Origin of the sequence: Pinirhizobacter sp. (assembly GCF_036499745.1) — a bacterium.
Lineage (GTDB): Bacteria > Pseudomonadota > Gammaproteobacteria > Xanthomonadales > Rhodanobacteraceae > Pinirhizobacter.
The window spans coordinates 44399-67149 of sequence record NZ_DASYDG010000019.1; the positions used below are offsets into that span (position 1 = coordinate 44399).

Sequence of the window (22751 nt, forward strand, 5' to 3'; positions counted from 1 at the left end):
TTGAATATTCCTCAAGGCGGTACGGCGAATATATCGCTTCCGGCCCGGTGGAGTGCGGCCTATCGTGAGCGCCAAGAACTTACCCCTTGAAGGAGATTGGACATGGCATCGATCTTCACGAACCTTGCCTTTATGCACGGGCATATCACCGACGTGGCCTTGGCCAGGCGACTGGCGGATCTACCCGAGACAATCGTGCAACCGACGAAACCGTCCAGGCCAGCCAAGCGGGAAAAGGTTGGGGCGCCCCGGGAGGCTGCGAAAAAGGTCACTGGCATCACCGCCCTGCGTCCTTCCGGTGCCCCGTCGCACTGGATGATCCTGGGGCTGCGCTGACGGCGGATCCTGGGTGGCGGGACGGTAGGCAGCCGCACTATGACTCCGACCCTTATGGGTCTGCGCAACGGCAATGTTTCATGGCGTACCGACACGGGCTGGCGGATAGTTGGGGTATGAACAACCATCGCAGGGCGGCGCTCATCGTGTTTATCGTAGCGCTGTTGCTGATCATCGGCACCGGTCTTTACAAGAGCCTCACCCATCAGGAAACGCGCCCGCCGGGTGCGGATACGCCACCGGTGACACGACCGTAAAAACCACCTTGCCGTTGCGTTCGGCGTGGGCCACTTGCCTTTAAGATGGCGCGTTCCCGTTTGGCCGACACGCCCATGAAGATGATTGGTTACCTGTTCGCCGCACTGGTTTTGGCTAGCCCGGTCGGCGTTCACGCACAGGACAAGGCGCGCCGTACCGACGTACTGTTCTGGTCGCAGGCCGAGTGCGAGGCCCATTTCCGCGACATGCCCGCGATCTTCGCGGGCAACACGGTGGTGCACGGAAACCATGTGCATGCCTTGCCCAGGGGTAAGCCGCTTCAGCCACGCTGGCCCGATGGCCAATCGCTCGACGCGTATATGGGGGCGCACAAGATAGCCGCGATCATGGTGTTGCAACATGGCCGCGTGCGCATCGAACGATACGGCTTGGGATTCGACGCCAAGGGGCGCTGGACATCATTCTCCGTAGCCAAGTCGTTCACCTCGACCCTGGTGGGCGCGGCACTCGCTGACGGTTCAATCCATTCGCTCGACGATCCGGTGGTTCGCTACATCCCGGCGCTGAAGGGGAGCGCCTACGAAGGCGTGAACATCCGCCAGTTGCTCTCGATGACCTCCGGTGTGCGCTGGAACGAGGACTACAGCGATCCGAAGTCCGACGTGGCGCGCATGTATTCCGCGCCGCGGGTGCCGGGCGAGCCAGCCCTCGTGACCTATATGAAGACCCTGGGTCGCGAAGCTCCCCCTGGCAGCAAGTGGGTGTACAAAACCGGCGAGACCGACCTCATCGGCATCCTTGTTACCCAGGCCACGGGCAAGACGCTTGCGCAGTACCTCGGCGAAAAAATCTGGCGCCCCTACGGCATGACCAGTGACGCGGTTTGGCTGAAGGACGAAACCGATGGCACCGAGACGGGTGGTTGCTGCATCTCGGCTACGGCGGCCGACTACGCGCGCATGGGGCAATTTATCCTTGACGGCGGCCGGATCAATGGCAAAAGCGTGCTTGCTCCAGGCTACCTGGCTGATGCCACGCGCAAGCATGCATCCACGGATACCCCGGGCATCGGCTATGGCTACCAGTGGTGGACCTACGACGATGGCCGTTTCACCGGCATCGGCATCTTTGGCCAGGTGATGCACATCGACCCGAAACGCGGCCTGGTGATCGTGCAATTGGCGGCATGGCCTTCGGCCGTCGGTCCCGATGAGATCGCCGCCCGCCGCGCTTTTGTGGCGGCGGTCACCGCCGGGGTGGACGCGGAAACCCGATCCACGAAGTAGACTCGTTCCATGACCGACCCATCCATTGTTTTCTTGCTCGATGTCGACGATACCCTGCTCGACAACGATCGCTACAGCGCCGACCTGGCGCAAGCGATCGTCGAACGGTTTGGCGTTGCGGAACAACAGCGCTGGGCCGACATCGACAAGGGACTTCGCGCCCAATACGGCTTCGCCGACTACCTGGGCATCCTGCAGCGCTTCCGGTTGGGTCTCGAAGACCACCCGCGGATTCTCGAGATGTCCGATTGGCTGCTGTCATATCCCTTCGACGAGCGCGTCTATCCCGACACCCTGACGGCCCTGGCCCACCTGAAGTCGCTGGGCACGCCGGTGGTTCTTTCTGATGGTGACGCGGTGTTCCAGCCGCGCAAACTCAAACGCGCGGGCCTTTGGGACGTGCTGCAGGGTCGCGTGTTGATCTACGTGCACAAGGAAGCCAAGCTGGCCCAGATGCAGGCGCGCTACCCTGCCGACCACTACGTGATGGTCGACGACAAGCTGCGCCTGCTGGTGGCCATGAAGGCTGAACTCGGAACCCGGCTTACCACCGTATTCGTGCGCCAGGGACATTACGCGGCAGACTCGGACGCCCTCCTGGCCACCAACCCGCCGGACATCGTTATCCAGGACATCGGTGGCCTTGCCGCCATCGACCGCGGGCGATTCCTGTCCGGGCGCCTTTCGGTTACTTGAAGATCCCGCGCTCGAACAGGCCGACATTGGCGCGCAAGCGTTGTTCCACGGCCTTCTCACCGAATAGCTGCGGCATGCGCGACTGCAGGGCCGGTTCAAAGATGGTCGGCCCGAACACCACCAGCAACACCTGCATGGCGCGCCAGGTGGTGTCCTCAGCCTGGCGCAGCATGCCTGCCGACTGCATCCGGTCGAGCGTGCGGGCGACCATTTCCAGCAAGGCATCGAGCAGGTTCGACCGCCCCGACAGTGCATCGTCGAGGAACGAGCGGCGGATGTAGCTACGTACATCCTGATCGTGGATCACCACCTTGTTGATGGCATGGCCAAAGCGCGTGGCGATCTCGGTGGAAGGGCCTTTGACCTCCACCCCCTCGAATTCCGCGCCGAAAGCATGCAATACAGCCTGGTCGACGGCCGTCCGCAGGCCGTCCTTGCTGCCGTAGTGGTGCGCGATCAGGGCGGGCGACACGCCGGCCTTCTGCGCCACCATGCGCATCGAGGTGGCGGCGAAACCTTTCTTGGCGAACAAGCCAAGCGCCACATGGCGAATTTTCGCCTTCGCGGTGAGGTCAGCCATCGCGACCGGACTCATGGGGTTGTCTTCGTGAAGCTGCCGTGCATAGGCATCTGCGTCATCCGTTCGCGCCCGGCACTTCTGGGGAAAGCGTGGGGCTCTGCATGTGGGTATCGCCTACACGATACCTGCCACGTTCTAATGGATCAGGTTCCCTGAACAGAACCGTATTTCCGTTTAGCCCGCTGACCACATGCAGTCTAGGTGTGAATTACCTCACTGACTGCACTTTTTCTTAGTGCTGGCAAATACCTCCGGCTGCAGCCGACACGTTCACCGTCGCTCATTCGCAGGCGGGCCTCGCCGCCATCGAGCGGTTCGATTTCCGCCACGTGGTCGAGGTTGACGATGCTGCTGCGGTGCACGCGACGGAACCGGGAGGGATCCAGCCGCGTTTCCAGGCCGCCGATGGTGCTGCGCAGGGGATAGTCGCGGCCGCGCACGCGAAGGTTGACGTAATTGCCCGAGGCCTGTGCCCGCTCGATGTCGGCGGCAGCCACGAGGAATTCCTTGCCGAGTTTGCGCACCAGGAAGCGCGTGGGTCGCTCGACCGGTTCGAGCGCCGGGCCCTCGTCCGGCGCGTCCAGCAGGCTGGCTTCGCCTTGCGCCCGCAACACCAGCTGGTGGTACATGTGCACCACCACCAGGATCAGCAAGTAGGAGCGGGCGTCCTTGATCAGCTCATAGAGGAAGCGCGACAGCGGATCGCCAAAATCGTAATGGCGGCCATACAGGGCGTAGACAACGTGGCGCACGGCCACCATGCCCACCACGTGCACCAGGCTGAAGACCACGCTGCCAGCGACATGCGCGGCAATGCTCCATCGCAGGCGGCCCCATGCCAGGGGCAGGTGCCGGTCCAGCCAGGCTATGCCCGGCAATAGGCAAAACATCACCATGGAGCTGGACCACTCCCACGAAGCCACTTCCCAATCGGCAATGGGCAAATGCACGCGGGCGATGTCCAACTGGGTGGTTACCGTGTTGCCCCAGGCGTTCGTCGCGAAAATGAAAAACCAGAATACGGCGGCGGTAGCGGACCGGTAACGCAGGAAGTGGTCAAGCAGGGTGGACGAAGCAGGGCTTGGAGTGTTCATGGACGAAAGTATAGGCGGCGGCAGGGGCCGGTTCCTCCCATAGGAGCTGCCACTTATCCCTGATAGCGGGAATTTCATCACTTGGGGCCTGGCGCCGGCGCGACGGCGCGGCATATTTCGTCCCATGTCCCCATGGAAGCTGACGATGAGCCTGCGAACCACCCTTGCCGTGATGTTGTTGATGCCGATGATCGCAGCCGCCGCCGACCAGCCCTGGGCTGCCTACGGTGGCGCTCCCGGCGGCGGCCAGTATTCCCCGTTGAAGGAGATCGATCGGACCAACGTGGGTCGGTTGCACATTGCCTGGGTATTCCGCACGGGCGAATTTGGCCAGGCCATGTACCAGCAGAAGAAGCTGACCTTCGAGGCCAACCCGCTGGTTGTCGATGGCCGCATGGTGGTCCCCACGGCCACCGGCAAAGTATTCGCCCTGGACCCGGCTACCGGCAAACCGTTGTGGACCTACGACGCGCACATCATGAAGCACGCCTGGTATGGGGACCTCGCCTCGCGTGGGGTCAGCACCTGGGTCGATGGCCAGGCCTCCGAAGGCGCGGCCTGCCGGCGCCGCATTGTCTTCACCACCCCGGATGCCCGATTGATCTCGCTCGACGCTACCGATGGCAAGCCCTGCGCGGGATTCGGCCAGGGCGGCGAAGTCGACTTGCGCGAGGGCATCCGCTTCCGCCACAAGGGTGGTTACGCCCAGACCTCGCCGCCGGCGATCATCGGCGACATCACCGTGGTCGGCTCGTCCATCGGCGACAACAATGCCGTGCAGCAGGAACAGGGCGTGGTGCGCGGCTATGACCTGCGCACCGGCAAGCCGCTTTGGGGCTGGGATCCCGTACCACGCGACGCAGCCCGCGCCGTGGCCAACGGCTGGGATCCCGCCCAGGCCGCGGCGACCGGCGCCGGCAATGCCTGGCCACCGCTGTCGGTGGATCCGGCCCTCGGCCTGGTGTTCGTGCCGACAGGCTCGTCGAGCCCGGACTTTTCCGGCGCCATGCGCTCGGGCGATAACCGTGACGCCGATTCCCTGGTGGCACTGCATGCCGCCACGGGCGAGGTGGCCTGGCGTCGCCAACTGGTGCATCACGATCTGTGGGACTACGACCAGGCATCGCAGCCGGTGCTGACCGACATCGACACGGCATCCGGACGTCGGCCCGTGGTGATCCAGGGCACCAAGACCGGTTTCCTCTTCGTTTTCGACCGCCGCAATGGCGAGCCCATCTTTCCGATCACCGAGACGCCGGTGCCTGCATCGGACGTACCCGGTGAACTTGCTTCGCCCACCCAGCCCATGCCGATCCCGGCCCTGCGCCTGGCCAAAACGGCCCGTGTGACTGGCCGCGATGCCTGGGGCATTACCCCATGGGAGCGGGATGCCTGTGCGCGGCAGCTCGATGGTCTGCGTTCGGAGGGCATCTTTACGCCGCCCAGCCTGGGCGGCACGTTGGTGTCACCCGGCTGGGCCGGCGGCATCAACTGGGGCGGGGTGTCGGTGGATCCGGTCCGGCAGGTGGCGGTGGCCTTCGTCATGGACCTGCCGATGCAGGTGGCGTTGATTCCGCGCCAGGCCTATGACAACCGCGATGAAGATGCAGACGAAGCGAAATACCCGCACCAGGAGTTCAATGACATGGAAGGCGCGCCGTATGCGTTGCGCCGCGGGGTTGTCCTGTCGCCGCTTGGTGTGCCGTGCACTGCGCCGCCGTGGGGCAAGATGGTGGCGGTGGACCTCCGCCAGGGCAAGGTGTTGTGGCAGCGCCCGCTGGGTACGCTGGAAACCAAGACAGGCCTGCCGATGGAAGTGGGTGCACCAGGCATCGGCGGCGCGGTGACCACGGCCGGTGGCCTTACCTTCATTGCCGCTACCATCGATGAGCGCTTCCGCGCCATCGACACCGATACCGGCCGCACCCTGTGGGAAGAGAAACTCCCCGCGGCGGGTAATGCCACGCCCTCGGTGTACAGCGTCGGTGGGAAGGAATACGTGGTGATAGCCGCGGGCGGGCATGGCAGCATTGGTACCAAGCCGGGTGACTACATCATTGCGTACACGCTCGATGGCCAGGGGCCTTCGCTGGTGTTCCAGCATCGCTTTGCGGCCAATGTGGTCGTGGCGATCGGGCTGATCGTGGTGTTGGTCGCGCTCATCGTGGCCTGGCGCAGGCGTCGTCGCAGGCGCGCACGGGCTTAAGTAAGCTATGGGCCATGCCAGCCTGGTCGCTCTACCTGATCGAATGCCGCAACGGCGCGTACTACGCCGGCATCAGCAATAACGTGCCGGCAAGGTATGCGGCGCATGCGGCAGGAAAGGGAGCCCGCTATACGCGGGCCAATCCGCCGCTGCGCTTGCTCGGTAGCCGTGAGTTCGCAGATCGCGCGGCCGCTTCGCGCGCGGAGTGGCAGATCAAGCGCCTGCCGCGGGAGGCGAAACTGGCATGGCTGCTGCAGGGCGGGTGACTCGCGGCTTTAGATCCCCGCGTACCACTCGTAGCCGTTGTCTTCCCAATAACCACCCTTGCCGTCGCCGATATCCTCGAAGCTCGACACCACTTCAATGCTGCGCAGGTACTTGGCGTGCTTATAGCCAAGCTGGCGCTCCACCCGCAGTCGAAGGGGCGCGCCATTGGCCACGGGTAGCGGCGCACCGTTCAGGCTATGCGCCAGCAGCGTTTGCGGATGGCGTGCCTCGGTGATGTCGATGCTTTCGTAGTAAGGCGTGTCTGCGCCCCATTCGTCGAAGCAATGGAACATCACATAGCGGGCGCTGTCCTTCACGCCCACGTGGGCGAGTAAGGCGCCCAGCGGCGTGCCTTGCCACTTGCCGATGGCGCTCCAGCCTTCCACGCAGTCGTGGCGGGTGATCTGCGTGCGTTCGCCCAGGGCGCGCAATTGATCGATGGAGAATTCACCGGGCCGGTCGACCAATCCCTCCACGCCCAGGCGGTAGTCCCGGAACTGGTTTTTCATCAATGACTGGTAAAGCGCCGTCTGCGGCATGATGCTGCCGTTGGGCCTGAATACCGGTGAGATATCGGCCTCGGTAAATTCCCGGGCCAGGGCGGTGGACGGGGACAGAATCCGCTGCACGCGCTGGGTGAGCCACTCGGCGCTTTCGAGCACGCGCGAGCCCGACTCACTTTGCGAGATACGGTTGCAGCCGGCGAGGAACGCACCGCTGGCGGCAAGGCCGAGGTTTCGCAGGAAGCGCCGGCGGTCGGTCATGGTTTGTCGTCCTCGTCGATGCGGAACCATCCGGTGATCATGCCGCGCAGTTGGTTGAACACGCCGGTGACGATCACCTCGAACACATGGATCAGCACGAACACCACGAAACCGCAGGCAATCAGGAAATGCCACGACCGCGCCGACTGCCGGCCGCCAACCAGATCCACCATCCAGCCCAGCACGGCATCCATGCGCGGCGACATGGCCAGGCCCATCAACACGATGCCCCCACCCAGCACGAAGACGACCCCAAGATAGGCCAGTTTCTGCAGGATGTTGTAGCGCAGCGCGGCCTGCCCTTTCGGATGACGGAACTTCAGATGGTCCAGGATGGAACGCCCGAACCCCCGCCAGTCATCGCCGGTGGGTGCAAGGTCACGCTGGAGGTGCCGCGTAGCCAACGACCAGCCCACATAGGCCAGGCCGTTGATCACGAACAACCAGGCAAAGAAAAAATGCCAGCGCCGGCCCATGGACAGCCATTGTGGGCCGGGCAGGGTGGCCCAGGCCGGGAAACCCCGCACCGTCTGCCGGCCGTTGACAGTCGACGTGCCCAGCAGGCCGTCGGTATCGATCATGTGTCCGAATATCCGCGTCACGCCATGCGGCACACCCTGGGCGTCCGTTCGTGCCCCCATGGCGAGCCAGGCGGTGTTGTCGTTGTTGGCCTGGCCCAGGCTTAGGGATGGATGTGCATTGAATATCTGCAGGCCGCTCATCAGCAGAATGGTCAGGCACAGCACATTGATCCAGTGCATCACGCGCAGCGGCCAACGATGGCGATACACCAGGCGCGTTGTACGTGCGGGGGAGGTGTTTTCGCGAGTGGTTTCCATCACGGTCAAGGCAGACTCCACGCAGGTCCCATCAGATGACCCGGGACCGGCCCGAGCCATTTCATGGACGGTGCCATCCTACGATGGAAAGGACAATCAAGGCGATGGCCACCAATGCCAAGGCCAGGGCCACGTAGCGCCCACCGGACATCCCCCCGTCGTAGGACGCATCATCGAAATCACCGGCGGCGTCACGAGGCCGGCGTGTGAACGGCAACCGAGGCGTCCGCCGCCAGGCCTGGCGCCATCGCCCCTTCATCCGTCGAAACACGCTTGGGTCCACTTCACGATCTTGCGGCCACGGCCTTCGATGAGGGTCAGCCACTCTATCGCGTTTAACGGGGAGTCAGCTATTTTCGACTGGGCGAAATGCCCGGGCAGCAAAGATGGGCTCATGGGAAGCATGCTTGCGTCTGAGGCCCCAGGGAGGTTTACGCCATACTAACCCCCGATTGGCGACCCTTCGTCGGCAAATCCCACCCCTTTTCACTGACGGAGCCCTTCATGACCTCGATTCACAAAGCGTCCAGTGTTGCCCTGCTGGTGCTGATGACGAGCCTTGCCGCCATGCCCGCCGCCTTTGCGCAGGCATCGGCGCCGCAGCCGGCGCCGCAGGCCGCCCCCGCCCAGCCAGCTCATACCCTGCCTGAGGCTGATCGCCAGGCAATCATCCAGTACAACCTCACCGACGACAATTTCAATCGCCTGGTGGCCGCCACCAAGGAGGCGCGGGCGCAGAACATCAAGCCCAGCGAGAGCGCGGTTGACCCTTCCAAGGTGCACAGCCTGGACGACCTCGCCGGTCAGGTCACCGCGTCGGATCCGCGTATTGGCCCGCTGATCAAGAAGAACGGCTTCACTCCGCGCGAATTCCTCCTGGTGAACCTGGCCATCTCAAACGCCGCCATGGCTATCCAGGCCCGCTCCAATCCAGAGCAGGCCAAGTACATCGACCAAAGCAAGGTCAACGCGGCTAACGTGGCCTTCGTCGAATCCCATCGCCAGCAGATTGCCGACCTGATGAAGCAGGCGCAGCAGTAAGGCTTTGTATCAGCCGCTGGGGCCTCTTACCGGACACTCCGGCGCAACGGGGTAACGTGCAGCCGGCGGCGTGGGCCCGCCGGCCTCCCTGTTCAGGGGTAAGTTATTAAGTGCCTCTTGCAACATGTCGCGCGCCGCAACGGGGTGCCCACTCGTCATGTAGGCGCAAGCGCGGTCAATGGCGTCGAGTGCGTACTGCATGTCGGCCTCGCCGACGGCGCCGATGATCCGCAACGCTAGGAACTTGGGCTTCAAACGCGGCGCCATGTCTATCGGGACACTGTCGATGGCGCGCGAGATCCGTATTTCACGTAAGCGGCGCGCTTCATCTACAGGAGTATTTCGGGTGTCGGTACCTGCCGGATGATCCGCGGTTCCGACCTGCGTCACGCTTGTGAGTCGGCGGACTACATCTTTCTTGCCGGCGGCGGACTCATCTGTCCGCCTGTTTGCTGAGCCGAACACTCCGAGCCATCCGTTGGCAGAAGACGTGCGATGCGTGATTGGAGTCGTCATAGTTCCTCCCGTGAATGACGTATTGGGTCAGGACTGACAGCGGCGCGCTTATATTAATGCGTCATGCCGCGATCATCATATTTTGTGGGCTTGCCATTCCAGCCCATGGCTTCGTAGAGTCGATAGCGGAGTACGCCGACATACTCATGCAAAAGTACGTCAGTGAGTGTGAGGTTTCCCGATGTCGGGATAATAGAGAAGTCAGTCGATGTGTAATCGGCCCTGATCGGCAAAACCGGGATGCCAAAATGTTCGAAGTACAAGGTGGCGCGCGGCAGGTGCATCGCCGATGTCACCAGAACGATGGTGTCGGGCCGCGCTTGTTCGAGTACCGGCACACTGAGCTGCGCATTCTGGAAGGTGTTGAGGCTGTGGCGTTCAAGAAGCAGGGATTCGTTCGGCACGCCCAGCCCAACCACAATGTCCCGATAGATGTCAGCCTCCGGCCGGCCGGCCTTCTCGGCGTCGCCGCCGCTGATTTCCAGCAGGCAGGTTCGCTGTTGATGTCGACAATCCTGTAATAGCGTTACCGCGCGAACGATTCGCGGCATGGCCTGGATCGTCGCCTCGACACCCCCGAAAGGCTTGCGCGCCGAGCCCGCGCCCAGCAGGACAATGACATTCTTCTGGCCCCAGGTACTCACCGTAGTCGGTGGGTTGCCCTGCAATCGGATCGCCAGCCACTGCGGAAGCAAACCGCATCCGGCTGCCAGCAAAGCCACCAGGCTGGCAGAGCCCAGCCATGCGGCAAGGCGCCGGCGCCGACCGATGACAGCGACCGCAGCGGCGAACGCCAGGACAATAATCAATACGAACATGCCGCGACACCCCTGGAGCCAAGCCTCCTATTTGACAGGATTCCCGTACAGGATCAAGCGGCGCGTCAGGGAGTGGCGAAACCCCAGGCCCGTGCGTAGTCGATGAGTTCGGTATCAGACTTCAGTTGTAGCTTACGCATCGCGTCGCGTTTCTGACGGCTTATCGTTTTTCGACTCCTGTGCAGAAGTACAGCGATTTCTGCAAGTGACGTACCGGCGGCGAAGCGACGAATCACCTCAACTTCGTGCGCCGAGAGCAGGTCGTCCGCTCGTGGTGTTCGACACGCGGTGGGGTCAAGCTGGTAAGCATATGCATGGCTGAGGAAGACACGGCCGACCATCGCGCGATCGATCGCATCGGAGATGTCCCGGAGGGGGCCATGCTTGTCAACGAGGCCGATGACGCCGATGCGCAGCATGGCCTTCAGCGTGGCCGTGTGCCGGACCATGCTCAGAACGATCACGCGCAAACTGCGGAATTGCCGAAGAATACGGCTCAATAGATGCAAACCGTCGGCCTCATTGCCAAGGGGCATGGAGAAGTCCGTTAGCAGTACATCGGCCTCGATGGTCTCAACGAGCTCGATCAGTTCATCCGTTGAGCGAGCCTGGCCGACGACGGTGTAGGATCCCGAACGTTCGAGTGTGGCGCAAATGCCCAGTAGCGCCGCCGGATGGTCGTCAGCGACAAGGACACGGATGCGCGTGCCTGCCGAGCGGCGGCGTGTTGAGCCGGTTCGCATGTCAGGACCCTTCCTGCTCGGGGAATGAATCAACCCCCCAGCGATGACGGTCGCGTAAGTACTCCACGATGTCGCGGTCGTTGCGTAAGGTCAGTTTGTTCATCAACGATCGCTTCTGCGTGCTCACCGTAGTGATGTGTCGGTCGAGCATGGCTGCTATCTCTGAGACATTCATACCCATGCCGATGAGTTCGAGGACTTGCTGCTCGCGATGGGTCAGCAGGCCAGAGGCGGGCCGATGTGCGTCGTCAAGCAACCGCTCGAGGGCGGGACTGAAATAGGTCCGCCCTTCGGCGGCGTGTCGAAGCGCCGTGAGGACTTCCTCCAGGGGCTCGGTCTTGTCGACGATGCTCACGCCCGCCACCGCCGCCATGCGTCGAAGCCGGGAGCGTCGCGGGGTGATGGTGGCGATGACAATAGGGAGCTCCGCATGGCTCGAGCGGATGGCGTCGAGGTAGGCAAACCCGTCGGGGTACACCTGGCTTGGCATGGTGAAATCGGTAAGCAGGGCATCGCAAGCGGTGGTGTCCAGCAGCAATTCAACGTGGTCGGCGTCGGCCGACTCGGCCACGACCTTCACCCCGCGCACTTCGAGATAAGCCCGAATGCCGGCGCGGATGGTGTGATGGTCGTCGGCGACGACCACATTCAGTGGCATGGTGTTCCCTGGCATGGCAGCGCGGCAGTTTAAAGGCTCCGTGGACGGACAGACCGCCGATGCGGCTGAGGCTGGTGTCACCATGAGACGATTCCTATCGATCGATGGGGCGCGTCGCGTGGAACAAGCTCCATGCTCCTCTTCTTCAATCGGATAGGACTACCGACGTAGGCGCAATAGCGTGTCGTCCTTGGACTCAATTTGCGTCGTCCAGATAATTGAATGCGAGCTTTGATCCAGTTCCGATGGAGATCGGAGCAATCAACAGCGATTATGTTCCTCGTCTCCCGGCCCATCGACGGCGCGTCGATCTCCACGAGGAATTTCATGACCATGTCCCTACAGTCGACTCACGCCATCGCGCACGCGGACACGCTCGCCATTCCCGCTGATACAGCTATATGTGTTGTGGCGGACCACGCCGTGGCAACCCTTGCAGGTACGGGTACTTCCCGGCGGATGGCGCTGCATGGGAGTTATTTCCTGCATGCTGCCGTTCCCACGACGCTGCAGGTGCGCGGCACAGGGACCCTTGCAATCACCCTGGCTCCTGTCAGCGCCGCACCGTTGGTAAAGCTGCTTGCCTATGTAGATGCCGGGCGAGGGGTGAGCGTCATGCCCGAGCCTCCGCTGCTTATAGCCAGCGCCACGAGTCTCCCTTCGCCAGGGAAAGACGCACAGGCACTGCACGACGTCGTCATTCGCGGGCTTGTCGAGTCAAATCCCGTGCTCGACGAGTTCGTTCAGCTCGCTCGCACCACGGAAAGCTACCGCCTCATCAGGTTCCTGTTGTCCGCCGATGCGTCGGTCACCATCGAGGACCTGGGTCAGGCCTACGGTCTGTCACCGTCGCATTTCCGTCGCAAATGTCACGCGGCGCTTGGTCGTGCGCTCAAGTCGGAGTTGCGTCTTCTCAGGGCCGCACGGTCGCTTCTAGATGCTTCGCGACGCCCGAGGTCCTTCACCCGCATGGCCGAGGACCACGGATTTGCCTCGTCGGCGCACTTCTCGGCCGACATCAAAAGCCTGACCGGCCTTTCGCCGCGCGATATCTATCCTCGTTCCATCTGCGGCAGGTAAGGTCATGTCAGTTCGCATCCTGCTTCTTCTGGTCGTCTTGTTCACGGGCATGGCTACCGTGCGCGCTCAGCCGCCTCTGGAAGGTACATCCATAACGGCTCACGCCGACCTTCCCTTCGCCGAGGGTTTCGTGGCGCGGGGTGAAAGCGTGGCAACCCTGTTGCAGACGCTTGGGAATTCACTAGAAAGATCGCCCATCATCAGTGCCAAGGCGAGAAAAAAACAACTCAGCGGAAGCTTTGACCTGAGTGAACCCCGGAAACTCCTTGAACGCATCAGTGGCGAACTCGGCTTGATCTGGTACGACGATGGGCAGTCGCTGTACGTGTACGACGCATCCGAATCGCGCAATACCGTCGGGCAGCTACGAAGCGCCTCTCTGGATAACCTGGCTGATTTCCTGCGCAAGGCAGGTCTTGCCGACCCAAGGTATCCTGTACGAGGCGGTGCGGAAGGTACCTTTTATCTTTCTGCCCCGCCTGTTTATGTCGACATCGTGGTACACGCTGCCGAGTACATCGATTCGCTTTACAGGGATGTCGACCAAGCCGCAGAACGGATCGAGGTCATCCCGCTTCGGAACAGTTTCGTCTATGGCCGCACGCTTGACACGCGCGGCAGTGCGACGCGTGTTCCGGGCGTGGCGGAGGTCATCAACAATCTGCTTGCCACTTCGCCCTCGCCGGTGGCTGCACCTTCATCCATCCCCGCGTCGCCAGTCGGGGAACCACCGGCTGGAATCTCCGGCGCACCGCAGACGCCTGCCAGCGACCTTCCGGCGTCGCCATCACGCGGGGCGGTGGTCATGGCTTATCCGGAGACCAACAGTCTCGTGGTCAGGGGCACTTTTGCCCAGGTCGAACTGGTCAAGCGGCTGGTGGCACAACTCGATGTCGCGCGGCGGCAAATCGAATTGTCACTCTGGATTGTCGATTTGCGGAAAGACGACCTAGACAAGCTTGGTGTCTCGTGGGGGGGTACCGCCAATCTTGGCAGTCGTTTTGGCATTGGCTTTAACCAGCCAGCGTCACTGAACGGCCAGGAGGGCGCGCGATTCCTTGCGGCGGTGAAGGCACTTAGTTCCGAGGGCCAGGCGGCGGTCGTATCACGACCGGTTGTGCTTACCCAGGAGAACGTGCCCGCCGTTTTCGATAACAACAATACCTTTTATGCACGCACTGTCGGCGAGCGCACCAGCTCGCTCAACGACATCACCTACGGAACGCTGGTGAGCGTGGTACCCAGGATCGATGCCGATTCAAATATCGAGATGCAGCTTCGCATCGAGGACGGTACCGCAACGCGCGGCCCCGGCGCCGATGTCGATGGCTTGCCCCTGGTCGGGCGCACGCGCATCGAAACCGTGGCCCGGGTTCCCTTGAGCTTCAGCCTTCTGGTGGGTGGTTATACCCGTCGCGAGGATGGCCACGCGAACTCCCGGGTGCCTGGCGCCAGTCGTCTTCCGCTGGTGGGGCGGTTCTTTCGTTCGCGCGAGCGCATATCCACTGAAATGGCGCGTGTCTTTCTCATCCAGCCGCGTCTGATCGCCTCGAGCGATCCCCTCGATTCAGCGCGATCGAGTGAGGTATGGGCGCCGCCTGTGGGGCGTTCCGTGGTGGACGAAGTGGATGCCATTCGCCGCGGTGGAGGTGGTGTCCGTGAGTAGCATCCACGGCGCAGGTCATTTACCTCCCGTCGTGCCGCCCCAACGCGCAGCGGCAACCGCTTCCCGAGAAGAAGGCCGGGCGCGCATGCCGGCGAAGTCCTCCGGAGCCATGCACCAGCAATTATCCATGAGTGACGATTTGTCCGCTCTGGTGGCCACATTGGCACGCCGGCGCGCCGACGGGCGGGGATCGCCTGATCCCGACGCGTCGGCCTGGGCCGACCGCGTACTCGAGGACGATGCACCTGGGCGCTACGCTCAACTGAGGGTTGCTATCGCCGGCGTGGCGTCGCCCGAAGACATCCATGCCGCATTGCTCGGTTGGTTCCCCGATCCCTCTGATGCCGTACTGGTGCTGCGCATGCTGGCCGACGAGCCGGACATCGAAGAGTCGCGCCGCGATGTACTACTGCGCCTGGCCGATATGCTGCTCGAGGAATCACCGCGGGAAATCCGTGCCGGCATCAACGCAGCTGCCGAAAGCCGCGCCTTCGCCCGAAGGTCACGGAAGCGGCGGCCGCGGTTGGCTCGGGAACTGCGCCAGACGTATCGTCAATTCCTTGCGAGCGAGGACCACGCCACCGTTCAGTACGAGGAATGGTTCGACGACTACGGTTTTGATGATCGCCATCTTGTGCTTGACTTCCTCGAGCATGCGGTGAGCGCCGATATGTACAGTCTGGATCCAAGCTGCTCGCGCCTCGAATTTGGCAATATCCTTCGTCGCGTGCGCGAGCTCTGCACGTTACGCTCGGCCGATGGCATTCTTCTACGGCAGGCGTGGGACGAGAAGATCATGCAGGGTATCCAGCTTGGCCAGGAAGCCTTGCTCCGCGCCCTGTTCAAGGTAGTGCGCAACGGCGGTTCGATGCGCCCTCTTTTCGACGGCGCATTCGCAGGTGCACGCCTGACACTGGACAACGACTGCAAAGGCAGGCTCCTGCGGAGGGTGACCGGCGCGCTGCGTGCCCTGCCGCGAGAGCTGTGGCGCCACGAGGATTACCTCACTGATGCCATCGCCGGTCTGGATCACCTGGCTGATCGCTTACATCGTGCCGAGCGGAAGAACGAGCCCGAACGCGTTGCGGTGACCCTGCGATGAGTGCCGCCCCCGCATCCCTGCGCGATTCGTTGGCCTGGGCACGACGGCCGGAGCTCGCACTGGTCGCGCTGATGGCGATGATCGTGGCGATGCTGGTCATTCCGCTGCCCACCCCCCTGGTAGATTTCTTCATCGGGCTGAACATCGTCCTGGCGATCCTCATATTCCTAAGTTCCTTCTACATCGAGCGCATCCTTCATTTCTCGACGTTTCCCTCCGTTCTGCTATTCACCACGTTGTTCCGGCTGGCCCTGTCCATAAGTACAAGCCGATTGATCCTTCTCGACGCCGATGCCGGCCATATCATCCAGGCCTTCGGCGATTACGTGATCGGCGACAACCTCGCTGTTGGCCTGGTGATCTTCCTCATCGTAACCATCGTGCAGTTCATCGTGATCACGAAGGGTTCCGAGCGCGTCGGCGAGGTTGCCGCCCGCTTCTCGCTCGATGGCATGCCCGGTAAGCAGATGAGCATCGATGCCGACCTGAAAACCGGAACGATCAATGCCGCCGGTGCGCAGGCGCGACGGCGCGAAGTGGAGCGGGAAAGCCAGCTATACGGTTCCTTTGACGGCGCGATGAAGTTCGTTAAGGGCGACGCCATCGCTGGTATCGTGATTCTTCTGGTGAATCTTGTCGGTGGTATCGCTGTAGGCATGTCCCAGCAGGGGATGAGCTTCGACCAGGCCATGCATACGTTCACACTGCTCACAATCGGCGACGGTCTGGTGGCGCAGATTCCCGCCTTGCTCATCTGCGTCAGCGCGGGTTTCATTGTCACGCGTGTGGGAGGTGATTCCAAGAATCTTGGTGATGGCATCGTTGGTGAGCTATTCGGTAGCGATCCGGTGCTGTTGATCTCATCTGTGCTGGTACTTCTGGTAGGCGTATTACCGGGCTTTCCCTTTCATGTCTTTGCACTACTGGCCGCAGCATTAGGTGCGCTGTGGTACGCCCGGCAGCGACGCGGTAGACAAGCAGTGGAAACCGATGACATTGAGGACGGCGACCCTGCCGGGGCCGACGCGCTCGCTGGGCCGGGCAAGCGTGGCGGTGTCGACCGCATGCTCACGGAGACCATGCCGTTGATCTGCCTGGTGGACGACGCCACCGGCCGGGCTTGGGATGCCGGCCGGTGGAGCGATCGCTTGCGCGAAGAGTTCTTCCTGCGTTACGGCATGCGTCTTCCGCAGCTGGCAGTTCGCCGTGCGGCTGCATCCGGCGAGAACACCTTGGTGGTGTTGGTCAATGAGGTGGTGGCCGCCCGCGGCATTGTCGTGCCTGGGCATGTACTGTTGCTAGGGGCCGGCGACGACATGGAGCCTATCGAGCCGATGCTGCTTCGAGTCGAGCCCAACGGCCAGGCTCCGCAGCTTTGGGCGCCGGTTGACTCCAAAGACAAGCTTGGCCTGCTCGGAATGTCCTGGCAGGACGACTTCAACGTCATGTTCCGCGTTGTTGCACGAGCGTTGCTGCGCAATGTCAATGAACTGTTCGGCGTACAGGAAACGCGGAACATGCTCGACGATCTTGAAAAGAAATACCCCGAACTGGTGAAGGAAGCCTATCGGCACATGCCCATGCAGCGGCTGGCCGACGTCTTCCAGCGCCTGCTTCGCGAAGAGATATCCATTCGAAACCTCAAGATCGTGCTTGAGTGCCTGGCGCAGTGGGCCGGTCGCGAGAAGGACACCATCATGCTTGTCGAGCATGTACGAATCTCGCTGTCCCGCTTCATTTCCGACCAGTTCGCCTACCAGGGATCGATACGCGCTGTGATGTTGTCCCCAGCGTTGGAGGAAATATTTCGCAACGGGGTCCGGCAGAGCCAGGGCGAGGCTTTCCTCAGCCTGGAGCCATCGCGGGCGCAGGAAGTTATTCAGCGCATCACCCTGGTCGTCGAGTCGGTTCAGGAACGCATGGGCAGCGCACTGATCGTTACGTCACCGGATATCCGCCGCTTCGTCAAGCGATTCGTTGAACTTCGCTTGCCTGATGTGGCCGTTCTTTCCTTTGGCGAAATTTCGGAAACCATCACCATCGACATTGTAGAGAGCATATGACCTCATTAACCACCGAATTGCTTCGGAATGCATTGGCCTGGCTTGGTTGCGATATGAATCGCTTCCAGGATTTCGACACTCATTCCACCGTTGCGATGTCGTTCGACAACATCGGTGATCTCTTTGTCGAAGCCATCGACGGTGACGTCTGGATGTGGAACATCGTGGCCAACGAACCCATGGCGCGGTTCGACTACGCGGCCCCCAAGCTCCTTGCCGAACTCGTCCAGCCCGCCCCGTGGTCGCGCACAGGGCAACTTCAACTGGGCGAGGACGAAGGCAAGCTCGTACTTCGGTGCATCCTGTCGCCGCATAGCCTTGCCAGCGCTGCCGATCTCGGCGCCAGCATCGAAGGTTTTTTCCTGCGCGCGGCGCGCACGCGGGATATCCTGCAGTGAAAACGACGCCAGGCCTGTTTCGGCGGTCCGCGCACCCCACGACGGTGCGCGGATCCACCATGCAGGTGCCGTTGCCGAGTGTGGTATTGGGCGAACGGTGCGACGTTCGCGATGACCGCACCGGTGAAGTATTGGCACGCGCCCAGGTCACGGCGCTCAACGCGGATCTGGCAACCATGACCGTGCTCGGAGCCAGCCATGGCTTTGGTCGTCGGTTACTGGTAACCCCGACCGCCCGTCCGCTGGATATCGTGCTATCTGCGGACGTGGCGGGCTCAGTGCTGGACGGCGGCGGCTCCATCGTAGAGCGGCTTGCCCCATCCGGTCCTCAGGTAATGCCGCTTGAACGCAGGCCTGTGCATGCCTACGCGCCGGCGTATCAGCGACGGCGACCGGTTTCCACATGCCTGCCAACAGGTGTTCGCGCCATCGACGCCATGCTCAGTTGTGGTCGCGGCCAGCGCATGGGCATCTTCGCCACTGCAGGTACGGGCAAGACCACACTGGTGAAGATGATCCTCGACCATGCCGATGCTGACATCACCGTCATCGCCCTGGTGGGCGAGCGCGGCCGCGAAGTGGCCGAGTTCGTTGCCGAAGCCCAACGAGGCGGCCGGGCGGCGCGCACGGTGATCGTACAGGCGACGTCCGACACCGCCCCCGCCGATCGGGTTAGCGCGGCCTTGGTAGCTACGACTGTCGCTGAGTACTTCCGCGACCAGGGAAAGAACGTGTTGTTGGTGGTTGACTCCCTCACCCGTTATGCCCGGGCCCTGCGCGATCTCGCGCTCGCATCAGGCGAGCCGCCCGCGCGACGAGGCTATCCCGCTTCCGTGTTCGAAGTGCTTCCAAGCCTGGTGGAGCGCGCAGGCAATGTGGAGGGTGGGAGTATCACGGCGTTCTATACCGCACTGGTTGAAGACGAGGTCGAGATCGATCCAGTATCCGAAGAGCTACGTTCGCTGCTCGATGGACATATCGTGCTGTCCTCGAAACTCGCCGCGGAGGGCCAGCATCCGGCCATCGATATCCTCAATAGCCTTAGCCGGTTGCAGGCAGCACTCGTCGATGCCGAGCACGCGCATTCCGCCGCGATCGTCCGCAAGCGCCTGGCACGAATTCGAGATCTGCGCCTGTTGATCGAACTTGGTGAATACCAGGCCGGGCGCAATGGCGAGGACGACCGCGCCATGGGCATGCGCGAGGCAGCCGAGAGCTACTTTCGCCAGGCGCCCGGCGAGCGGGCCACATGGACCGATCTCGTGGAGGACCTTCATGCTCTGGCACGATAAATTGGCCCTCCTTGTGCACATGGGCGACCAGCGCAAGCAAGCCGCTTTGCTTCTGGCCGCCAAGGCATCGAAGCAGAGCGAGGAAAAGCTCGACGAAGCACGAGAGCTGCGCCAGGACATGGCAAGCCCACCACCACGACTCATGCCCGAGTTTCAACTGGATCGGCCCCGCCTGTTTGCACGCCTGCGCAGTGTGGCAGTCATGCAAGCCCATCGTGCCGAAGTTGAACTCCACGCGCGCGCGCTGGAGGACGAAGCTGCTTCATTGCAGGAGCAGGCGGTCCAGCGATGGGCGGAGGTTTATCGTCATCACGCTCGGCGGGAAAAGTTCGAGGCATGCCGGTCGCGCATGGAACATGATCGTCGTCGTGATCGCGCGCGTCGCGAAGAAATTGCCTCACAGGAAGCTTTCGTATGTCAGGTGTGACTCCCCTTGCCCCGAATGCCGTACGTGCCAACACCGATCAGTCCACAGAGGTGATTTCCCCGGCGATACGCCTGGAAGCCTCGGGCGATGGCGTCTTTCGGCGAGACGAGATAACGACAGACATCGAATCGAAGCCGCAGCGGCGTCGCCTTCGAAAAGCCCGTGAGGAACCAACACCGCACTCTCAATCAGCGTTACTTCCACCAAGGCACACTTCACCGTCATGGATGGCTGAAGTTGTGCGTGCAGGGCGTGACGGACAGGAAGGTCTTATCGGTGCTACGGCTGGTGGCAAAATATCGGCTGTATCGTTTCCCTACGGCCAACTAGCCGACCGTGCTTCCGCCCATGCCACGTCCTCGGCAGGCATGGCCTTGTTGGGCGTGCCGCCATCGCCAGCATCGAATGGCGGCAGCGAACCACCGCCACGCTACGAGGGACTCGTTGGTACAACAGACACGCCGCTGAGTGTGGACGAGCTTTGTTCCTTCCGGCGGCAACCGACCATGGAAGCGCCGTCAGCTTCCAGGTTGCGCGGCTTCTCAGAAGCTTCTATCGAAATCTCCCCCCAGCTCGGAGACGAACAAGGACATGCCATCAGCGCTGGAACGGTGAATACTGGAAGCGTCGATCCCGCGAAAAAATTGACGGGAACTCTCGATTCCGGGGAATGCGCAAGCGTTGCGGATGAGCAACAGGCGACGACCATGATGGGTGCGCCCTGGTCCCGTGGGCCGGCGCGTGAGGCACCGGAGGTACGAATGCCGATGGATACGCCACCGTCCCCGCATCGACAGGCCATGGGTGCAGCGATGCCAGCGGCACGTACCGCTTCGAATTCTGAAACTCCCACGCTCATCGTGCCTTTCCATTGGGGGAGTGGCGACCATACCGTTACCGCGCATTTCAATCGTGGCTTGAACGGCCCCGCCATGCTCACCCCATCCACGCCGGAGGTTCGTCAACAATTGCTCGAAACGCCAGGCAGTCCTCAATGGACGATGGGTCGCGATGCGCGGGACGACCACCGCCAGCAGCGAGAACAGGCACAGGACGATCCCGAATGAGCATGCCGGGCCGTCGCTTTGCGTGTCTTCGTGCTGCTGACAAAGACGCTGCCCGCATCGCCGAGGTCACCACACGCTGGCGACGGGCGGGACATGTGCCCGACTGGCAGACCACGACCATCGGCCGCACCTACCTGCGCTTTAGCGCGCATGGCCAGGACCAAGCAACCTGTCTGATCGATGCCCAGGCTTGGGCGCAGGCGCGAATGCCTCCCCTGGCGCACATCGGCTGGGGAAGCGTCACCACGGACATGGCAGAACGACTGGTTGCGGATATTCCTGATCCGCTGCGATTGTCGATGCCCCGCGGTATGCCCGCACCCGAAGCACGTTGGGCTGGCGTGTTTCGGCCGGATGTCGCCGAGCACCTGCCCGTCATTCCCTCATCGGAAGGGGATGCCCTGATCCATGGCAGATGGCAATGGCCTATAGCGACGGGCGGCCAGCTGATTTCATGGCGTGGCAGCGTTGCCATTGAGTTCCACTTGGGTCATACGCGGCTTAAACCCCCGGTGATATCGCGCCTTGGCGTCGGTGACGTGCTGCTTCTGCAAACGCAGCGAAGCCTTGCCACTACGGGGCTGCACACCCTTTTTACTTTCAGCCTGGGCCAGGAGGGCCTCATCGTGGACGAATTCATCAATCGTGCTGTCGAAGCTGACTATCTCGATGGCGACACCACCGTCACCGACACCAGCGTTGACCTCAATCGTGTTCCCCTGAGGGTCGATGTCGTGTTGGCGCAACGCTCCTGCAGCCTGGATGAACTGGCCGGTTGGGCTTCAGGTTCGGTTATCCCACTGGATTCCGCCGCATGGACATCGGTGCAGTTGCGAATCCACGGACAGCTCCTGGCAACAGGCGAACTGGTTCAGGCCGGCGACGGCCTGGCCATACAGATCAGCCAGATGGCCGCACCTTAGCGCCATGCCGAACGACATCCCACTTGTGGTGCTGCTGGCGCTTGCGTCGCTGGCACCCTTCATCATCGCGGTGGGTACCTGTTACCTGAAGTTCTCCGTCGTGTTTGTACTGGTAAGAAACGGCCTTGGCCTTCAGCAGGTGCCGTCGAACATGGTCATCAACGGTATAGCACTGATGCTCGCCAGTTTCGTCATGCAACCGGTGGCCACACACGCGTGGGAGTCCTGGAAGGACACCGGCGGCAAGCTCGACAGTGTCGATGCCGTAACCGACTTCATCGACAACGGGCTTGGCGGCTACAAGTCATATCTTGCGCGCTACACCGATCCGGAACTGGCCAGGTTCTTCGAGCGGGCCCAGCAGCCCAATAGCGCTGATGAGCCCATAGGCGAACTGCGTCCAGCCAGCGAACGGTCGCTGCTGGCGCTGTTGCCTGCCTACGCCCTGAGTGAGCTCAAAGATGCCTTCCGTATTGGTTTCTATCTCTATCTCCCGTTCGTGGTGGTCGATCTGGTCATTTCCAGCATCCTGCTGGCACTGGGCATGATGATGATGAGTCCCGTCACCATTTCCGCGCCGATCAAACTGATCCTCTTCGTTGCGATCGACGGGTGGACCCTTCTTTCCGAAGGCTTGATCAGGCAATACCTGGACATGCCGGGTTAGCGC

At 62.2% G+C, this 22751-nt stretch carries 25 protein-coding genes; 17 read left to right on the forward strand and 8 right to left on the reverse strand.

The annotated features are described in order from the left end of the window. Positions 1-102 precede the first annotated feature (102 nt). From VGM61_RS07035 to VGM61_RS07050, 4 genes are all read left to right on the forward strand, one after another. The gene (locus VGM61_RS07035) at positions 103-336 is read left to right on the forward strand and encodes a hypothetical protein (protein ID WP_331522044.1); all 234 of its coding nucleotides are present in this window, start codon (positions 103-105) and stop codon (positions 334-336) included. Positions 337-452: 116 nt separating this feature from the next. Further along, the gene (locus VGM61_RS07040) at positions 453-593 is read left to right on the forward strand and encodes a hypothetical protein (protein WP_331522045.1); all 141 of its coding nucleotides are present in this window, start codon (positions 453-455) and stop codon (positions 591-593) included. Positions 594-668: 75 nt separating this feature from the next. Then, on the forward strand, positions 669-1841 hold the full coding sequence (locus VGM61_RS07045; RefSeq protein ID WP_331522046.1) for a serine hydrolase: 1173 nt from the start codon (positions 669-671) through the stop codon (positions 1839-1841). A gap of 9 nt (positions 1842-1850) precedes the next feature. Then, positions 1851-2537, forward strand: coding sequence for an HAD family hydrolase (locus VGM61_RS07050; RefSeq protein WP_331522047.1), 687 nt, complete (start codon positions 1851-1853; stop codon positions 2535-2537). On the opposite strand, the gene VGM61_RS07055 is transcribed toward VGM61_RS07050, so the two are convergent. Both VGM61_RS07055 and VGM61_RS07060 read right to left on the reverse strand, forming a co-directional pair. After that, positions 2530-3132 (reverse strand): TetR/AcrR family transcriptional regulator, encoded by a 603-nt coding sequence (locus tag VGM61_RS07055; RefSeq protein WP_331522048.1) that lies wholly within the window; start codon positions 3130-3132, stop codon positions 2530-2532. The two genes, VGM61_RS07050 and VGM61_RS07055, sit on opposite strands and share 8 nt — an antisense overlap. A gap of 182 nt (positions 3133-3314) precedes the next feature. Next, positions 3315-4211 carry a LytTR family DNA-binding domain-containing protein gene (locus tag VGM61_RS07060; protein WP_331522049.1) on the reverse strand — a complete coding sequence of 299 codons (897 nt, stop codon included), beginning with the start codon at positions 4209-4211 and terminating at the stop codon, positions 3315-3317. 145 nt (positions 4212-4356) lie between these two features. On the opposite strand from VGM61_RS07060, the gene VGM61_RS07065 reads away from it, so the two are divergent. Both VGM61_RS07065 and VGM61_RS07070 read left to right on the forward strand, forming a co-directional pair. Further along, entirely contained in the window at positions 4357-6417 is a 2061-nt protein-coding gene (locus tag VGM61_RS07065; RefSeq protein ID WP_331522050.1) for a pyrroloquinoline quinone-dependent dehydrogenase, read from the forward strand. Between the two features lie 14 nt (positions 6418-6431). Beyond that, entirely contained in the window at positions 6432-6683 is a 252-nt protein-coding gene (locus VGM61_RS07070; RefSeq protein ID WP_331522051.1) for a GIY-YIG nuclease family protein, read from the forward strand. 9 nt (positions 6684-6692) lie between these two features. Here VGM61_RS07070 and VGM61_RS07075 read toward each other — a convergent pair whose 3' ends face one another. Then, complete coding sequence (locus tag VGM61_RS07075; RefSeq protein WP_331522052.1) at positions 6693-7448, reverse strand: molybdopterin-binding protein; 756 nt, start codon at positions 7446-7448, stop codon at positions 6693-6695. Continuing rightward, entirely contained in the window at positions 7445-8287 is an 843-nt protein-coding gene (locus VGM61_RS07080) for a cytochrome b/b6 domain-containing protein (RefSeq protein ID WP_331522137.1), read from the reverse strand. The genes VGM61_RS07075 and VGM61_RS07080 overlap by 4 nt, the downstream gene beginning before the upstream one ends. Positions 8288-8791: 504 nt before the next feature. Here VGM61_RS07080 and VGM61_RS07085 point away from each other — a divergent pair. After that, positions 8792-9328, forward strand: a complete 537-nt coding sequence (locus tag VGM61_RS07085) for a hypothetical protein (RefSeq protein WP_331522053.1) — start codon at positions 8792-8794, stop codon at positions 9326-9328. A gap of 9 nt (positions 9329-9337) precedes the next feature. Here VGM61_RS07085 and VGM61_RS07090 read toward each other — a convergent pair whose 3' ends face one another. From VGM61_RS07090 to VGM61_RS07105, 4 genes are all read right to left on the reverse strand, one after another. Continuing rightward, the gene (locus VGM61_RS07090; protein ID WP_331522054.1) at positions 9338-9844 is read right to left on the reverse strand and encodes a hypothetical protein; all 507 of its coding nucleotides are present in this window, start codon (positions 9842-9844) and stop codon (positions 9338-9340) included. Positions 9845-9897: 53 nt separating this feature from the next. Next, positions 9898-10662 carry a YdcF family protein gene (locus tag VGM61_RS07095; protein WP_331522055.1) on the reverse strand — a complete coding sequence of 255 codons (765 nt, stop codon included), beginning with the start codon at positions 10660-10662 and terminating at the stop codon, positions 9898-9900. Between the two features lie 65 nt (positions 10663-10727). Next, positions 10728-11405: a response regulator transcription factor gene (locus VGM61_RS07100; RefSeq protein WP_331522056.1), complete on the reverse strand. Its 678-nt coding sequence runs from the start codon at positions 11403-11405 to the stop codon at positions 10728-10730. A 1-nt stretch (position 11406) separates the two neighbouring features. Further along, positions 11407-12063 (reverse strand): response regulator transcription factor, encoded by a 657-nt coding sequence (locus tag VGM61_RS07105; RefSeq protein ID WP_331522057.1) that lies wholly within the window; start codon positions 12061-12063, stop codon positions 11407-11409. A 273-nt stretch (positions 12064-12336) separates the two neighbouring features. On the opposite strand from VGM61_RS07105, the gene VGM61_RS07110 reads away from it, so the two are divergent. The 10 genes from VGM61_RS07110 to VGM61_RS07155 all read left to right on the forward strand — a co-directional run bounded on the left by VGM61_RS07110 (position 12337) and on the right by VGM61_RS07155 (position 22748). Then, positions 12337-13143 carry a helix-turn-helix domain-containing protein gene (locus tag VGM61_RS07110; RefSeq protein WP_331522058.1) on the forward strand — a complete coding sequence of 269 codons (807 nt, stop codon included), beginning with the start codon at positions 12337-12339 and terminating at the stop codon, positions 13141-13143. Positions 13144-13147: 4 nt separating this feature from the next. Further along, positions 13148-14809: a type III secretion system outer membrane ring subunit SctC gene (gene sctC, locus VGM61_RS07115; protein WP_331522059.1), complete on the forward strand. Its 1662-nt coding sequence runs from the start codon at positions 13148-13150 to the stop codon at positions 14807-14809. Between the two features lie 85 nt (positions 14810-14894). Then, entirely contained in the window at positions 14895-15911 is a 1017-nt protein-coding gene (gene sctW / locus VGM61_RS07120; RefSeq protein WP_331522138.1) for a type III secretion system gatekeeper subunit SctW, read from the forward strand. Continuing rightward, a complete protein-coding gene (locus VGM61_RS07125) occupies positions 15908-17974 on the forward strand; it encodes an EscV/YscV/HrcV family type III secretion system export apparatus protein (RefSeq protein WP_331522060.1) in 2067 nt (688 codons plus the stop codon). The genes sctW and VGM61_RS07125 overlap by 4 nt, the downstream gene beginning before the upstream one ends. A 53-nt stretch (positions 17975-18027) precedes the next feature. After that, entirely contained in the window at positions 18028-18372 is a 345-nt protein-coding gene (locus tag VGM61_RS07130; protein WP_331522061.1) for a hypothetical protein, read from the forward strand. Between the two features lie 59 nt (positions 18373-18431). Then, positions 18432-19664 carry a FliI/YscN family ATPase gene (locus tag VGM61_RS07135; protein ID WP_331522062.1) on the forward strand — a complete coding sequence of 411 codons (1233 nt, stop codon included), beginning with the start codon at positions 18432-18434 and terminating at the stop codon, positions 19662-19664. Further along, entirely contained in the window at positions 19648-20091 is a 444-nt protein-coding gene (locus VGM61_RS07140; protein ID WP_331522063.1) for a hypothetical protein, read from the forward strand. The genes VGM61_RS07135 and VGM61_RS07140 overlap by 17 nt, the downstream gene beginning before the upstream one ends. 506 nt (positions 20092-20597) lie before the next feature. Further along, positions 20598-21158 (forward strand): hypothetical protein, encoded by a 561-nt coding sequence (locus VGM61_RS07145; RefSeq protein ID WP_331522064.1) that lies wholly within the window; start codon positions 20598-20600, stop codon positions 21156-21158. Further along, the gene (locus VGM61_RS07150) at positions 21155-22081 is read left to right on the forward strand and encodes a FliM/FliN family flagellar motor switch protein (RefSeq protein WP_331522065.1); all 927 of its coding nucleotides are present in this window, start codon (positions 21155-21157) and stop codon (positions 22079-22081) included. Before VGM61_RS07145 ends, VGM61_RS07150 begins: the two co-directional genes overlap by 4 nt. 4 nt (positions 22082-22085) lie before the next feature. Beyond that, entirely contained in the window at positions 22086-22748 is a 663-nt protein-coding gene (locus VGM61_RS07155; protein WP_331522066.1) for an EscR/YscR/HrcR family type III secretion system export apparatus protein, read from the forward strand. Positions 22749-22751: the final 3 nt, after the last annotated feature.

What these genes read in the sequence shown, in the direction of transcription:
- VGM61_RS07150 (WP_331522065.1), top strand. Translation starts at nt 21,155, where the DNA reads ATGAGCATGCCGGGCCGTCGCTTTGCGTGTCTTCGTGCTGCTGACAAA.
- VGM61_RS07045 (WP_331522046.1), top strand. Translation starts at nt 669, where the DNA reads ATGAAGATGATTGGTTACCTGTTCGCCGCACTGGTTTTGGCTAGCCCG.
- VGM61_RS07110 (WP_331522058.1), top strand. Translation starts at nt 12,337, where the DNA reads ATGTTCCTCGTCTCCCGGCCCATCGACGGCGCGTCGATCTCCACGAGG.
- VGM61_RS07090 (WP_331522054.1), bottom strand. Translation starts at nt 9,844, where the DNA reads ATGACGACTCCAATCACGCATCGCACGTCTTCTGCCAACGGATGGCTC.
- VGM61_RS07040 (WP_331522045.1), top strand. Translation starts at nt 453, where the DNA reads ATGAACAACCATCGCAGGGCGGCGCTCATCGTGTTTATCGTAGCGCTG.
- sctW (WP_331522138.1), top strand. Translation starts at nt 14,895, where the DNA reads ATGCCGGCGAAGTCCTCCGGAGCCATGCACCAGCAATTATCCATGAGT.
- VGM61_RS07070 (WP_331522051.1), top strand. Translation starts at nt 6,432, where the DNA reads ATGCCAGCCTGGTCGCTCTACCTGATCGAATGCCGCAACGGCGCGTAC.
- VGM61_RS07125 (WP_331522060.1), top strand. Translation starts at nt 15,908, where the DNA reads ATGAGTGCCGCCCCCGCATCCCTGCGCGATTCGTTGGCCTGGGCACGA.
- VGM61_RS07075 (WP_331522052.1), bottom strand. Translation starts at nt 7,448, where the DNA reads ATGACCGACCGCCGGCGCTTCCTGCGAAACCTCGGCCTTGCCGCCAGC.
- VGM61_RS07080 (WP_331522137.1), bottom strand. Translation starts at nt 8,287, where the DNA reads ATGGAAACCACTCGCGAAAACACCTCCCCCGCACGTACAACGCGCCTG.
- VGM61_RS07085 (WP_331522053.1), top strand. Translation starts at nt 8,792, where the DNA reads ATGACCTCGATTCACAAAGCGTCCAGTGTTGCCCTGCTGGTGCTGATG.
- VGM61_RS07095 (WP_331522055.1), bottom strand. Translation starts at nt 10,662, where the DNA reads ATGTTCGTATTGATTATTGTCCTGGCGTTCGCCGCTGCGGTCGCTGTC.
- VGM61_RS07050 (WP_331522047.1), top strand. Translation starts at nt 1,851, where the DNA reads ATGACCGACCCATCCATTGTTTTCTTGCTCGATGTCGACGATACCCTG.
- sctC (WP_331522059.1), top strand. Translation starts at nt 13,148, where the DNA reads ATGTCAGTTCGCATCCTGCTTCTTCTGGTCGTCTTGTTCACGGGCATG.
- VGM61_RS07100 (WP_331522056.1), bottom strand. Translation starts at nt 11,405, where the DNA reads ATGCGAACCGGCTCAACACGCCGCCGCTCGGCAGGCACGCGCATCCGT.
- VGM61_RS07130 (WP_331522061.1), top strand. Translation starts at nt 18,028, where the DNA reads ATGAATCGCTTCCAGGATTTCGACACTCATTCCACCGTTGCGATGTCG.
- VGM61_RS07140 (WP_331522063.1), top strand. Translation starts at nt 19,648, where the DNA reads ATGCTCTGGCACGATAAATTGGCCCTCCTTGTGCACATGGGCGACCAG.
- VGM61_RS07135 (WP_331522062.1), top strand. Translation starts at nt 18,432, where the DNA reads ATGCAGGTGCCGTTGCCGAGTGTGGTATTGGGCGAACGGTGCGACGTT.
- VGM61_RS07065 (WP_331522050.1), top strand. Translation starts at nt 4,357, where the DNA reads ATGAGCCTGCGAACCACCCTTGCCGTGATGTTGTTGATGCCGATGATC.
- VGM61_RS07155 (WP_331522066.1), top strand. Translation starts at nt 22,086, where the DNA reads ATGCCGAACGACATCCCACTTGTGGTGCTGCTGGCGCTTGCGTCGCTG.
- VGM61_RS07105 (WP_331522057.1), bottom strand. Translation starts at nt 12,063, where the DNA reads ATGCCACTGAATGTGGTCGTCGCCGACGACCATCACACCATCCGCGCC.
- VGM61_RS07055 (WP_331522048.1), bottom strand. Translation starts at nt 3,132, where the DNA reads ATGAGTCCGGTCGCGATGGCTGACCTCACCGCGAAGGCGAAAATTCGC.
- VGM61_RS07035 (WP_331522044.1), top strand. Translation starts at nt 103, where the DNA reads ATGGCATCGATCTTCACGAACCTTGCCTTTATGCACGGGCATATCACC.
- VGM61_RS07145 (WP_331522064.1), top strand. Translation starts at nt 20,598, where the DNA reads ATGGAAGCGCCGTCAGCTTCCAGGTTGCGCGGCTTCTCAGAAGCTTCT.
- VGM61_RS07060 (WP_331522049.1), bottom strand. Translation starts at nt 4,211, where the DNA reads ATGAACACTCCAAGCCCTGCTTCGTCCACCCTGCTTGACCACTTCCTG.